This is a genomic window from Shewanella carassii, from assembly GCF_019670705.1.
Taxonomy (GTDB): Bacteria; Pseudomonadota; Gammaproteobacteria; order Enterobacterales; family Shewanellaceae; genus Shewanella; species Shewanella carassii.
The window spans coordinates 4,381,055-4,394,471 of record NZ_AP024618.1; the positions used below are offsets into that span (position 1 = coordinate 4,381,055).

At 54.1% G+C, this 13,417-nt stretch carries 13 protein-coding genes; 10 read left to right on the top strand and 3 right to left on the bottom strand.

Annotated elements, in window-relative coordinates:
• Position 1: 1 nt before the first annotated feature.
• The 8 genes from K5621_RS19635 (at position 2) to K5621_RS19670 (ending at position 8,611) form a co-directional block, all read left to right on the top strand.
• Positions 2 to 649, top strand: a complete 648-nt coding sequence (locus tag K5621_RS19635) for an SCO family protein (protein WP_101096274.1) — start codon at positions 2 to 4, stop codon at positions 647 to 649.
• Positions 650 to 753: 104 nt separating this feature from the next.
• Positions 754 to 1,071, top strand: a complete 318-nt coding sequence (locus K5621_RS19640; RefSeq protein WP_221050099.1) for an STAS domain-containing protein — start codon at positions 754 to 756, stop codon at positions 1,069 to 1,071.
• The gene (locus K5621_RS19645; protein ID WP_025010825.1) at positions 1,049 to 1,411 is read left to right on the top strand and encodes a response regulator; all 363 of its coding nucleotides are present in this window, start codon (positions 1,049 to 1,051) and stop codon (positions 1,409 to 1,411) included. The genes K5621_RS19640 and K5621_RS19645 overlap by 23 nt, the downstream gene beginning before the upstream one ends.
• Before the next feature lie 21 nt (positions 1,412 to 1,432).
• Complete coding sequence (locus K5621_RS19650; protein ID WP_221050100.1) at positions 1,433 to 3,538, top strand: chemotaxis protein CheA; 2,106 nt, start codon at positions 1,433 to 1,435, stop codon at positions 3,536 to 3,538.
• 12 nt (positions 3,539 to 3,550) lie between these two features.
• Positions 3,551 to 4,102, top strand: a complete 552-nt coding sequence (locus K5621_RS19655) for a chemotaxis protein CheW (RefSeq protein WP_025888185.1) — start codon at positions 3,551 to 3,553, stop codon at positions 4,100 to 4,102.
• Between the two features lie 18 nt (positions 4,103 to 4,120).
• A complete protein-coding gene (locus K5621_RS20115) occupies positions 4,121 to 6,706 on the top strand; it encodes a methyl-accepting chemotaxis protein (RefSeq protein WP_221050101.1) in 2,586 nt (861 codons plus the stop codon).
• 40 nt (positions 6,707 to 6,746) lie between these two features.
• Positions 6,747 to 7,589, top strand: coding sequence for a CheR family methyltransferase (locus K5621_RS19665; RefSeq protein WP_221050102.1), 843 nt, complete (start codon positions 6,747 to 6,749; stop codon positions 7,587 to 7,589).
• 2 nt (positions 7,590 to 7,591) lie between these two features.
• Positions 7,592 to 8,611: a protein-glutamate methylesterase/protein-glutamine glutaminase gene (locus tag K5621_RS19670; protein WP_280638579.1), complete on the top strand. Its 1,020-nt coding sequence runs from the start codon at positions 7,592 to 7,594 to the stop codon at positions 8,609 to 8,611.
• Here K5621_RS19670 and K5621_RS19675 read toward each other — a convergent pair.
• Positions 8,601 to 9,656: a polysaccharide deacetylase family protein gene (locus K5621_RS19675; protein WP_221051253.1), complete on the bottom strand. Its 1,056-nt coding sequence runs from the start codon at positions 9,654 to 9,656 to the stop codon at positions 8,601 to 8,603. The genes K5621_RS19670 and K5621_RS19675 overlap by 11 nt on opposite strands.
• Before the next feature lie 19 nt (positions 9,657 to 9,675).
• Here K5621_RS19675 and K5621_RS19680 point away from each other — a divergent pair, with 19 nt between their 5' ends.
• Positions 9,676 to 11,016, top strand: a complete 1,341-nt coding sequence (locus tag K5621_RS19680) for an MATE family efflux transporter (RefSeq protein WP_221050103.1) — start codon at positions 9,676 to 9,678, stop codon at positions 11,014 to 11,016.
• Between the two features lie 68 nt (positions 11,017 to 11,084).
• Here K5621_RS19680 and nfuA read toward each other — a convergent pair whose 3' ends face one another.
• Both nfuA and K5621_RS19690 read right to left on the bottom strand, forming a co-directional pair.
• Positions 11,085 to 11,663, bottom strand: coding sequence for a Fe-S biogenesis protein NfuA (nfuA, locus tag K5621_RS19685; protein WP_028780834.1), 579 nt, complete (start codon positions 11,661 to 11,663; stop codon positions 11,085 to 11,087).
• A gap of 162 nt (positions 11,664 to 11,825) precedes the next feature.
• Positions 11,826 to 12,596: a ComF family protein gene (locus tag K5621_RS19690; protein ID WP_221050104.1), complete on the bottom strand. Its 771-nt coding sequence runs from the start codon at positions 12,594 to 12,596 to the stop codon at positions 11,826 to 11,828.
• Between the two features lie 25 nt (positions 12,597 to 12,621).
• On the opposite strand from K5621_RS19690, the gene bioH reads away from it, so the two are divergent.
• The gene (gene bioH, locus K5621_RS19695) at positions 12,622 to 13,401 is read left to right on the top strand and encodes a pimeloyl-ACP methyl ester esterase BioH (RefSeq protein ID WP_221050105.1); all 780 of its coding nucleotides are present in this window, start codon (positions 12,622 to 12,624) and stop codon (positions 13,399 to 13,401) included.
• Positions 13,402 to 13,417 lie beyond the last annotated feature (16 nt).

Below are 13,417 nucleotides of genomic sequence, written 5' to 3' on the forward strand. Positions count from 1 at the left end.
CATGAAGAAACGCATCTTGGTGGCGGGGATTTTACTCATAGGTCTTGGCGGTTTGGCCAGTGTGCAGCTGTTTCACCGACCTTCGTCTCAGCCGCCGCAGGCACTACAAACCAGCTTTCAATATGAAACCCCGAGACCACTGCAACCTTTTGAGTTGCAGGACCAAAACGGTCATCAATTCGATAATGACAAGCTAAAACAGCAATGGAGTCTGATTTTCGCCGGTTACACCTCCTGCCCGGACGTATGCCCAACCACCCTCGGCAAACTCAGTGCCGTCTACCCGAAACTGGCACAAGTGGCACCAATACAGGTGATACTACTCAGTGTCGATCCTGAGCGTGACAGCCAAAGCAAACTCAAGGACTACCTGGCCTTCTTTAATCCCGAGTTCATAGGTTTGCGGGCCGAGCACCCGGCATTACTGCCCTTCAGCCGCGATCTGGGCCTGGTGTATTCACTGGTCGGCGATGGCCCTGACTACCAAGTGGATCACAGCGCCTCTTTGATCCTGATCTCACCCGACGGCCGCCGCTACGCCACCATCAAGCCCAGTTCACAAACTCCCGGACAACTGCCGCAAATCCGCAACGATGAACTGCTGGCCGACTTCCGTACTCTGGTTACTCAGTATCGAGGGCCTCACTAACCCCCTAAAGAGCCTAGTCATTCATATACCATTTTTCTTTTGAAAAGAGGCAGAAGTGAAATTTGCCGACTATCTTTTGTGTGTTGGGAAAACAGGGAAGCACTATGTCCATCGACACACTGGCACTGGGAACAGAGATCAGCATTCGCAATATTCAGCCACTCTACCAAAAACTATTGGAACTCCTGCATCGGGTCGATGAATTGATCCTGGATGCCGGTGAGTTGCACAAGGTGGATACTGCCTGCGCCCAGTTGCTGTACCTGTTTGCGCTGAGTTGCGACAAGCGAGGGTTGAAACTGTCATGGCAACAGGCTCAACCCGCCTTTATCGCTCAACTGACACGCCTGGGGATCAGGATCCCGACACTCGATTCAGATTTTGAAAAGGAAACGCTCAATGAAGACAATCCTCGCAGTTGATGATTCAGCCTCCATGCGGCAAATGGTGAGCTTTACTCTCAAGACAGCAGGTTTCGACGTGACCGAAGCCAACAATGGCGAGGAAGCGTTGAAAGTAGCCCAAGGCAGAGAGTTTGACCTGGTGATATCGGACGTCAACATGCCAATTATGGATGGTATCGAGCTGATACGTAACTTGCGCGAGCTGCCCAACTACAAGTTTGTGCCCATGTTGATGCTGACCACAGAGTCGACCACAGACAAGAAGCAACAGGGACGAGCCGCCGGAGCCACCGGTTGGATAGTCAAACCCTTCAACCCGGATCAGCTGTTGGCCACGGTTCGCAAAGTATTGGGTTAGCCTCCGGCAAGGAGCGGATATATGGACATAGATCTGAGCCAATTCACCCAGGTGTTCTTTGAAGAAAGCCTCGAAGGCCTGGAGGTCATGGAATCTGAGCTGCTGAAACTGAACGTGCAGCAACCGGATCCGGAAACCATAAATACCATTTTTCGTGCCGCCCATTCGATTAAGGGAGGCAGTGCCACTTTTGGTTTCAACCAGGTCGCCGGATTCACCCACTTGCTGGAAACCCTGTTGGATGAAATCCGTGATGGCCGCCGGGAAATGACCGCCAATCATCAGGATATGTTGCTCTTGTCGGTGGATCTGCTGCGCAACATGCTGCAGGCCTTGATGGCAGGTCAAAGCTTTGAATCGCCCCAGCAACAAGAGCTGGAAAACCGCTTCAATCAGGAGCTGTCCGCAGTTGCCGGGATCGAAGACACGCCGGATAACGCCTGCCAAAACAATGAAAAGGCAGCAGCCAAAGTATCAGAAACCAAAGATTCTGAAACCAAAGAGTCTGAAACCAAAGATATTGGGCTCAGCTGGCAGATAGATTTCCATGCCGGCGCCGACATTCTCAGATGCGGCAACGACCCCATTTTGATGTTCAACGAACTCGCCGAGCTGGGTGAGCTAAAGGTCAGCCTGCCAGCGCAGGAACTGCCTGAGTTTGAAGACCTGGACCCCGAATCCTGCCGTCTGTATTGGCAGCTGCAACTCGACACAGAGGCGCCACTTGAGCGGATAAAAGAGGTGTTTGAGTGGGTCGAGGACGACTGTGAAATCCATTATCAGCAGTTACCCGCCAAGGCACAGCTTGTCGAAGGTGTCTCACCGCAGGAACAAGCCCCCCTCTCGACTTCTGTCCCTGCCTCCCAAGAGACACAGGTCGCAGCCCCCACAGCCAAAGTGGAGTCCGGCAAGGCTGTTGCCAAAACGGCGGAAACCAGTTCTATCCGGGTCAGCACCGACAAGATAGACATGCTGATCAATATGGTGGGTGAGCTGGTGATCACCCAAGCTATGTTGGGGCAGATAGGCCAACAGGAACGCATTGACGATAACGCCCTGCTGTCACTGCAACAGGGGCTGGAGCAATTGGCCAATCACACCCGGGATCTGCAGGAAAGCGTGATGCAGATCCGCATGCTGCCTATCAGCTTCGCCTTCAACCGTTTTCCCCGCTTGGTACGCGATATAGGTCAGCAGCTGGGCAAGAAAGTCGAGCTGCTCCTCAAAGGTGAGGAGACAGAGCTGGACAAGACTGTGATGGAGAAAATTGTCGACCCCATGGTGCATCTGGTACGTAACTCTTTGGATCACGGCATTGAATCCCCAGCAGTGCGCAGCGCCAAGGGTAAACCGGAAACCGGCAGGATCACCCTCAACGCCTTCCATCAAGGCGGCAATATCGTCATAGAAATCACCGACGACGGCGCAGGATTGGATACCGGCAGAATTCTCGCCAAGGCCAGAGATAAAGGCTTGGTCGGCGCTGAAGAAGAACTCAGCACAGAGGCGATTCAGCAACTCATCTTTAAACCCGGCTTTTCTACCGCCGACAGCGTCTCCGACCTCTCTGGCCGGGGCGTGGGTATGGATGTGGTCAAACGCAACATTCAAGCACTCAGCGGCAGTGTAGAGCTGGCCTCAACGCCCGGCAAGGGGAGCCGTTTTACCATTCGTTTGCCTTTAACCCTGGCCATTCTCGACGGCCAGTTGGTGAGGGTCGGCGAGCATACTTATGTGGTGCCGCTGGTCTCCATCTATGAGTCGCTGCAAGTGGAAAGCAGCAAGGTCAACAAGCTGTCTGAAGAGCACGAAGTGATCCGCCTGCGAGACGAGTACCTGCCGGTCATCCGCGTTTATCAGCAGTTCAATCACCAGGCTCAGGCCAAAGAGGTCAAAGAGGGGCTGGTGATGGTGGTGGACAACAACAACCAAAAAGTCGGCCTGCTGGTCGATGAGTTACTGGCGCAGCAACAAGTGGTGATCAAGAGTCTGGAAGACAACTACGCCAAAGTGCCCGGGGTTTCCGGCGCCACCATTCTCGGTGACGGCCGGGTGGCACTGATAGTGGATATTCCCGGACTCGTAGCCATGTCTGGCCTCAATCAAACTCAGGAACATGCAGCCTAGAAGGGAAGCGCAATGACAGAATCCAACCCTGCAACATCGGCAGCTGCGGAAGATCAATCACAGCAATACCTCACCTTTATGATGGCCGATGAGGAATATGGCGTCGATATTCTCTCGGTGCAGGAGATCCGTGGCTGGGAAGCAACCACGGTTATTCCCAATGCACCGCCCCATGTCAAAGGGGTGATCAATCTGCGCGGCACCATAGTCCCCATCATAGATCTGCGCCAAAGGTTCGGTATCAAGACCCTGGCATATGGCCCAACCACAGTAGTGATAGTGCTGAAAGTGCGCCTGGATAAACAGCACAAGGTGATGGGCATAGTGGTGGATGCCGTTTCCGATGTTTTCAGTATCACCCAGAGCGAGATCCGCAGTGCGCCCGATTTTGGCCAGGACACGGACATGCGTTTCATCCATGGGCTCACCTGTGTGGCCGATAAGATGGTCATACTATTGAATATCAATATGTTACTCGGTAATGAAGTGCTGCCGGATGCATCACAACTTTCCAGTTTGCTGCAGCAACTGGACTTGGAACAGCCTCAGGCTGCCAACCTTTAAGACATCGAGGAAAGAAGAATGGATGCCGCCAATGCCAACCTAATCAACAGCAATCCCTGGAATCTGCTTGGCTTAATCACGGGCATCGCCGTGATGGCGCTCATGCTGCTAGGCCAGGATCCCAATATCATTATTATTCTGCAGGGCGTCACTCTGGTTTGCATACTGCTTGGGCTATTGCACTCACTCAAGCACAAAGGCACCCTGGATAGCGCCATCAACCAACTGCAGAGGTTGCTGAAAGACGGCACGCAGCAGTTTGCCGAGCTTGATCTGCCGGGCTGGAAGCCACTGCTGGAGGAGCTCAGCCGTTGGCGTCAGAGCCAACGACAGCAGCAAGCCATTCTCAAGGCTCTGGATATCTGCCAGGCCAATGTGATGGTGGCCAATCCTGCCGGTGACATTCTCTACTTCAACCACTCGCTGCAACAAACCATGCAGGACGCCGAGGCCGACATTCAAGAGGTGTTGCCCAAATTCCAGGCCGACAAGCTGCAGGGTGCCAATATGGATGTTTTCCACCGCAACCCTGAGCATCAAAGGAAATTGATCGCCGGCTTGGAGCAGGTCTACTCGACTCAAATCAAGGTAGGTCGTCGTACCTTCAGCCTGATAGCTTCGCCGGTATTCGACGAAAACAAGCAACGTATTGCCACTGTGGTCGAATGGCAAGATCTCACCGAAGCCCTTAGCAAACAACAATTGGAGCAGCAAAGCGCTACAGAGAACACCCGCATCAAGCAGGCCCTCAATGTCTGCCAGGCCAATGTGATGGTCGCCGATAGCGACTACAAGATCATCTACCTGAACGACTCACTAAATGAAATGCTGGCCGGCAATGAGCAAAAGCTGCAACAGGAGTTGCAGACCTTCAACATGAGCAAGCTGATTGGCAGCAATATCGATATCTTCCATCGCCATCCTGAGCATCAGCGACAATTGCTGGACCAGCTCACCGACAGCTATAACACCCGCATCAAGGTGGCCGGGCTGACATTCAACCTGATTGCCACCCCGGTATTTGAACAAGGCAAGCGTACCGGCACAGTTGTGGAGTGGCAGGATATCACCGCCAGCCTGGCCAGAGAGCAGCAGGAAAAACAGCTGGCGGCCGAAAATGCTCGCATTCGTCAGGCATTGGATAATGTCAGTTCAAATACCATGGTGGCGGATAACGACGGCAATATCATCTACCTCAACCAGGCTGTGCAGCAGATGTTTCAAGCAGCCGAGAAAGATATTCTTCGCGATCTGCCCAAGTTCAATGCCGACAAACTGCTGGGACAAAATATCGATGGTTTCCACAAGGTCCCCAGTCACCAGCGCAATATTCTCGCCGGATTAACCGAGACCTACGACAGCCAGCTGCAAGTCGGTGGCCGTACCTTCAGAATCATTGCCAACCCGATACTGGACGCGGAACAGGGACGAATTGGCACTGTGGTTGAATGGGCCGATCGTACCGATGAGGTAGCCATAGAGCAGGAGATTGATGCCATTATCACGGCGGCCAACGACGGTGATCTGAGCCGCCGCCTGGATATTCATAACAAGGAAGGCTTCTTCCTTAATCTTTCCAACGGCCTTAACCGCTTGGTCGGCATCGCCGACAATGTCATTTCCAAAGTCGCCGATATCTTCGATGGCCTGGCCAAGGGGCAACTGGATCGTAAACTCGACGGCGAATATCGGGGTCAGTTTGCCAAGCTGCAGCAAGATGCCAACGCCACCATCAGCAAGTTGACCGAAGTGATTGGGGGTATCAATGACTCGGCCAATACCGTCACCTCTGGAGCCGAAGAGATAGCTCAGGGCAACGCCGACCTTAGCCAGCGTACCGAAGAGCAGGCCGCCTCCCTGGAACAAACCGCCTCCAGCATGGAGCAGATGACGGCCACTGTGAAACAAAGCGCCGAAAATGCCAATCTAGCCAACAACTTAGCCCAGCAGGCCAGCGAGAAGGCTGGCGAAGGTGGCAAGGTAGTCAAACAGGCCGTTAGTGCCATGGAGGAGATCAACACCTCGAGCAAGCGCATTGCCGACATCATCAGCGTGATAGATGAAATCGCCTTCCAAACCAACCTGCTGGCGCTGAATGCTGCGGTCGAGGCAGCCAGAGCCGGAGAACAGGGCCGTGGTTTTGCAGTTGTGGCCGGAGAGGTACGTAACCTAGCACAGCGCAGCGCCGGTGCTGCCAAAGAGATCAAAGAACTTATCCGCGACAGCGTCAACAAAGTTACGGATGGCACCCAGTTGGTCAATCAATCCGGTGAAACCCTGCAGGAGATAGTGCAAGCCGTCTCTAAAGTTGCCGACATGATCAACCAGATCAGCATAGCCGCCGAGCAGCAATCAGTTGGGATCCAGGAGGTCAATAAGGCTGTGTCGCAGATGGATGAAATGACCCAGCAAAATGCCGCCCTGGTGGAGCAGGTCTCGGCAGCCGGTGATGCCATGGCCGAACAGGCCAGGAGCATGAAGCGTCAATTGGGCTTTTTCAATACCGCTAATCTGGAACGGGGCACCAATAAACCTCTGACCCTGATCGCCGGGGATAAGTCCCCCAAGATCCGTGTCAGTTCAGAAGAGTGGAGCGAGTTCTAGGAGGCGCTAATTGAGTTTAAATGAGGAAAAGGCATTCCCAATGACAGCCGCGGACTTTGGCATTATCCGCGAGCTGGCCTACCAACACACAGGGATAGTGTTACCCGAGCGTAAGCGCCATATGGTGTATTCCAGGCTCAGCCGCCGATTGCGGATGTTGCGGCTGACCAATTTCGGCGATTATTGTCTCAAACTACAAAGCGACCCTCTGGAACTGGCGCCCTTTATCAACGCGCTGACCACCAATCTGACCGCTTTTTTCCGGGAGCGGCATCACTTCAATTTTCTGGAAACCGAGCTGGTACCCTATTGGCAGCAGCGCAAGCAGCACAGGCTGAGAATCTGGTCCGCAGCCTGCTCCAGTGGTGAAGAGCCCTGCAGCATAGCCATGATCTTGGCAGAGCACTTTCCCGCCGCCTCGGGTTGGGATCTGAAAATATTGGCAACCGATCTCGATACCAATGTGTTGGCCAGAGCCGAAGCCGGAGTTTATCCCCTGGCCGGAATGGAGGCCATCCCTGAAAGGTGGCACCACTATCTGCAAGGCGCAGCGGAAGAGTTCAGCATTAGCAACCAGATCAAAAAGTTACTCTTCTTCAAGCAGCTCAACTTACTGGAGCCCTGGCCGATGCAGGGCCCATTCGATGCCATCTTCTGCCGTAATGTGCTGATCTATTTCGACCAGAGCACCAAGCAGAAGATAGTGGCCGGTTTCAGAAAACTCCTGGCCGATGATGGTGTGTTGTTTATCGGTCACTCAGAAAGCCTGACCAATATCTCCCGTGAGTTTGAAACCGTCGCTCAAACCACTTATCGCCTACGGCATCAGGATTCGACTCTGCCGCGGCTGTCCCATGTCTCAGGAAGCAAGGAGCCATACTGATCATGGTAAAAGTTCTGATTGTTGACGACTCGGCACTGGTACGCCAGTTGCTGAGTCATATGCTCAGCCAGGCCCAAGACATAGATGTCGTCGGCTGCGCCGAGGACCCCTACGAAGCCAGAGAGATGATTAAAGCGCTGCAGCCAGATGTACTGACCCTGGATGTGGAAATGCCCAAGATGGATGGCCTGGCCTTTCTGCGCAACTTGATGCGCCTAAGACCCATGCCTGTAGTGATGGTATCGTCTTTGACCGAGCGCGGCGCAGACGTGACCCTGGAGGCCTTATCCCTCGGGGCGGTCGACTTTATCGCCAAGCCTAAACAGGACTTGACCAATAGGCTTCTGGACTATCAGCAAGAGCTGATCGATAAGGTGCATCTGGCTGCCGCCAGCCATGTCACCCCTCAACAAGGCAGCACTGCGCCACTGAACGGTGATGCCAAACTCAAAAACCGCATCATAGCCATAGGCGCTTCCACCGGCGGTACTGAGGCCATTCAACGGGTAGTGGCGCCGCTGCCGGCCAATACCCCCCCCATAGTCATAGCCCAACATATTCCCGCGGCCTTCAGCGCTTCATTTGCCCGCCGCCTCAACCAACACGCCAGAATGGAAGTGATAGAGGCTCAAGGCGGGGAAAGATTGACTCAGGGCGTTGCCTATCTGGCACCGGGCCATGCCCACTTGGTACTCGAGCGCCGTGGCGCTCATATCTACACCCGGCTGCTGGACACGGAAACCGTCAACCGCCATAAGCCCTCGGTGGATGTGCTGTTCAACAGCATTGCCGAGATTGCCGCTAAGTCGGCGATAGGGGTGATACTCACGGGCATGGGTAAAGACGGTGCGGCAGGCCTGCTGAAAATGCATCAAGCGGGAGCCCACACCATAGCCCAGGATGAGGCCAGTTCTGTGGTTTGGGGAATGCCGGGCTCGGCAGTGGCACTCAATGCCTGCAACGAGCAGTTACCACTGGCGAATATCCCGGCTAGGTTGTTGCAATTACTGACTACTCCTTGACCCAGCTGCCATCATCCTTTGGCCTAACCCATGCTTGGGAAAACCAATAATAGCTGCCGTGACGTTTACTGGGAGCAGTACAGTTGTATCTGGAACGCCCCGGCGGCAAGTCCAGTTCAGCCTGAATTCGGAAACGATTCGCCGACAACCATTGCGGTTTCTTGGCGCCCTGCCCCTGTACATAACACATGAGCTGCGACTGATTGATATCGCTCATGTCCAGAGTCACCTCGAGTTCGGGCCGCCACTGGCCCATAGGTAACTCAGGGTTACTGGGGGAGATGGCCTGCACCGGCATATTCAGGCTATGCAGTTTCACCTTGAGAGCATTCATATCGGCATAGGCGCCGGCCACGGGGAAACGCGGCAAAGAGGTCAAGGCAGAGTGAGGGCCAGCCGCACCGGACTGCTGCCCCAATCCAACAAATCCCAGACGCTGCAACAAGGCCTCCAACTGGCTGTTATATTCGCCATAGGGATAGGCGAGTATCTTCAAGTTGTCGCCGGTTTCTTTGGCAATTCGGGCTTCGGTCGCCAGCAGGTTGGCTTCGATTCGCGCCAGCCACTGCTCCTCGGTTTCGGCGGTATTGCGGCGGATAAGATGCTCATGCCCCCAACTGTGATTGGCAATTTCGGCGCCTTCTGCCGCCAGTATTCTGAGCTGCTCCCAACTCATCATCTCGCGGTAACCCTTTTCTATCGGCTCAATCGCCACAAACAATGTGTAGGGAAAGCCAAACTCTTTCAGTATTGGATGCGCCGTCTCAGCAATGTTGAGGTAACCATCATCGAAGGTAATGGCAACCGTTCTCGGAGCCAGCGTTTTGGACTGACGAATCGCCTCTATTACTTGGGTCAGCGGCACCACATTGAAATCATGATCAGCCAGATACTGCATCTGCTCCCGAAACTGGGCCGGAGTCACACTGGTACTGACCGGCGAGCTGTCGGAAACATGGTGATACTGTAGAATGACAGCCGCCAGGGCAGATGAACTCATTAGTCCAAGGCAACTGCAGAGCAAAAAGCACAGCTTTTTCAACATCATTAACCTCTGAGAAATTATGACCACCAGCATTGGCCTGTTCGACAGGCAAAAAAATCGTCAGCTGTTTGCACTGGCGCTTCCAATGATACTGTCCAACATTACGGTACCGCTACTGGGTCTGGTAGATACGGCTGTCATAGGACACTTGAGTGACGCCTATTATCTCGGTGGCGTCGCCGTCGGTTCGACCATTATAACACTGCTATTCTGGTTGCTGGGTTTTCTACGTATGGCCACCACGGGCCTGGTTGCCCAAGCCTATGGTGCCGATGACAAGCCTCGGCAACTACAGCTGTTGTTGCAGGCTGGCTCGCTGGCACTTTTTCTCGGCTTGTTGGCTCTGCTGTTGCAAGGGCCGATACTCAGCCTGGCCGCCAGTTTCTCCGATGCCAGTGAGCAAGTCAGCCACTACGCCGCCAGCTACTTTTCCATTCGTATCTGGTCGGCCCCGTTTGCATTGCTGAACCTGGCTCTACTTGGCTGGCTACTCGGTCGTCAGCAACCCAAGGCCGCCATGTGGCAGTTGATCATCGCCAACTGTGCCAATATAGCTCTGGATCTGCTGTTTGTTATAGGTTTGGGTTGGGGCGTAGAAGGCGCGGCCCTGGCATCCGTCATCGCCGATATGACCGCCTGTGCCGTAGCCTGTACTATGGTATTGCGCCAGTTAAAACAGTTCAATGTGCCGCCTATTGCTGAGCTGCTCGGGCAGTTGCATCCCCGCGACTTTAGTCGCCTCTTGAGCCTGAACCTGGATATCTTTATCCGCAGCTTGTGTTTGCAGGCCACCTTCGCCTTTATGACCTTCAAGGGAGCCGGGCTCGGCGATGAAACTGTCGCAGCCAATGCCGTGTTATTAAATATGTTGCTGCTGATTTCTTACGCTTTGGACGGTATAGCCTACTACGCAGAGGCCGAAGTGGGCCGAGCTATGGGACAAAAACACTTGGATGCACTCAGGCAAGCGGTCGCCCTGGCGTTTAGCTGGTCTGCCATCATAGCCCTGGGCTTCAGCGGTTGTTTCTGGATTTTCGGTGAGCAGCTCATCGGCATACTGACCAATATTCCCGAGGTTCGCCACACCGCCCTACTCTATCTGCCATGGCTTATCGTCCTGCCGCTGCTGGCATTTGCTTCCTATCTATTTGACGGCGTCTATATTGGTGCCACCAAGGGTAAAGTGATGCGTAACAGCATGATTTTCGCCAGCTTGGCAGTATTTTTCCCGGTCTGGTTCATACTGCAACCTCTGGGTAACCATGCTCTCTGGGTTGCGATGAGTGCCTTTATGCTGGCGCGTAGTCTGAGTCTCGGGCTGCACTTCCTCTGGCGCCAACACCACTTTATCCAGGCCTAATGACAATAAAAAAGGACAGTGTTGAACTGTCCTTTTTTTCTTTAGCTCTTTGGCGCCGAGTACCAATATTACTGGTAAGAATGGTCGCCATGCTGGTGATCTGTTACATCACGAACACCGGTCAATTCGCCGGGGAAACGCTCCAACAGCTGAGTCTCGATGCCATCTTTCAGGGTCACATCGACCATGGAGCAACCGTTACAACCACCGCCGAACTGCAGTACCGCCACGCCGTCGTCTGTGATCTCCACCAGCATGATATGACCGCCATGACTGGCCAGCTGTGGGTTGATCTCGGCCTGGATCATATACTCCAAACGCTCGGTCAGCGGAGCATCGTCAGACACTTTACGCATCTTGGCATTGGGCGCTTTCAGGGTCAGTTGTGAACCCAACTGATCGGCCACCAGATCAATGCTGGCTTCTTCTAGGAAGGGAGCGCTCTTTTCATCGACCATGGCCTTAAAGCCATTGAATTCCAACTCGATATCATCGGCTTCAACCGCATCCGGTGGGCAATAGGAAACGCCACATTCGGCCTGAGGAGTCCCAGGGCTGATAACAAAGACCCGAATATGAGTGCCTTCCGGCTGACCATCCAGGAGTTTAACAAAGTGCGCCTGAGCTGCTTCGGAAATGGTAATCATGACAACCTGCTCCGTCAGGGTAAACCTGAGTAAATTAGTAAGAATTAAAGCTATCATACTCTGACTGTCAATCGCTTTGTAGTCCCGAAAGCGATAGAGCTGAGTTTTTTGTTGTCGGGATCTCGATTTTATCTTCCACAATTCCAGGCCGGATCCTGATCTTTAGTCGGCACCATCTTGCCTCCCTTTAACCGCCCAGGAACTATGACTCAATCCGGGCGCCTCGGCTCTGGCCAAACACCATACCTGTATGTCCGGTGACCATGGAGCCAAAGCCTTGGCCGCTTCCCGGATAGTGGTACCTGTCGTCACCACATCATCAACCAATACCAACCGTTGCCACTGTAATTCCCCCCTCACAGCAAACGCCTTGGCCAGATTCCGCCTGCGGGCCTTGCCACTGAGACCGGCCTGGGGTGCGGTATCTGCTACACGCAGCAGCAAAGAATCCACCAACGGCAACGCCAGCTCTTGGCTCAGCATAGATGCAATCACCCAGGCCTGATTAAAGCCCCGCTGTTGCAGCCTCGCCGGATGCAAAGGAACAGGCACCAAGACCTGTGGCCAACAGATAAGTCCGGCGGTCGCCAACGTCTTTACTCTGCAAGACAAGGCCCGGACCAATGCCGGCAGTGGAGCAAAATCCTGCTGGTATTTGACTCGGCCGACAAGTGGCCCCAATGCCGAGTGATAGCTGGCCGGAGCCACTACAGGAATAGGGCTGTGTTTCATGCAGGAACCACAATAGCGACCAATAACAGCCAGCTCCCTGCCACAGCCGAGGCAGATAGGTTGTCGGTAGCTGCTGGCTGCAAGACAGCAGGCACACAACCCCTGACTAGCTGACGGGATCTGCTGATGACACAGTAGGCAGCGATTGGGTAAACTGGCGGCCAATAGGGCCCGGCATCCTGCCAATAGAGGGCTCCACATAATAAGTCTTCCATGAGGTGTTTCAGTGAGTCTGCATATCGAAAGCCAAGGACAGGGACGGGATCTGATCTTGCTCCACGGTTGGGGCGTCAACAGTGCCGTTTTTCATCCCCTGCTACCTAGCTTGTCTCAGTATAGAGTCCACAGTGTCGACCTGCCTGGATTTGGCTTTAGCCAGGCCATTGACGGGGAACTTGATGACTGGGTGGACGCCCTGGAGGCAGCTCTGCCCGAGCAGGCAGTATGGTTGGGCTGGTCGCTCGGTGGCCTGGTCGCCACCCGCGTAGCTCAGCGCTTTCCAGAACGAGTTGCCGGACTTATCACAGTCGCCTCCTCTCCCTGCTTTATGGCCAGGAGCGATAACCCATGGCCTGGAATAGCATCGAATGTGCTGACTCAGTTTGCCGAGCAACTGCAACAGGATCTGCAGCGAACCATAGAAAGGTTTCTGGCGATCCAAGCCATGGGCAGTGATAGCGCCCGCGATGATATTCGCACCATTCGCGAGCTGGTTCTGGCGCGGCCGCTACCCAATGAACAGGCTCTGGCGCAGGGTTTGGAGATGTTGGCCAAAGTGGATCTGCGCCCCGAACTGGAACGGCTCGCCCTTCCCTGGCTCAGGGTTTGGGGCAGGCTGGATGGGCTGGTGCCCAGAAGAGTCGCTAACCTAATGCCGGGTAACGCATCAACCACAGATTTACTGCTGGCCAAGGCATCACACGCCCCCTTTATTTCCCATCCTCAGGAGTTTATTCAGGGGCTAAATAGTTGGTTAACGGAGAAAGACTTTAATTCCTTGCCCTGATTGACTATTATTTGGG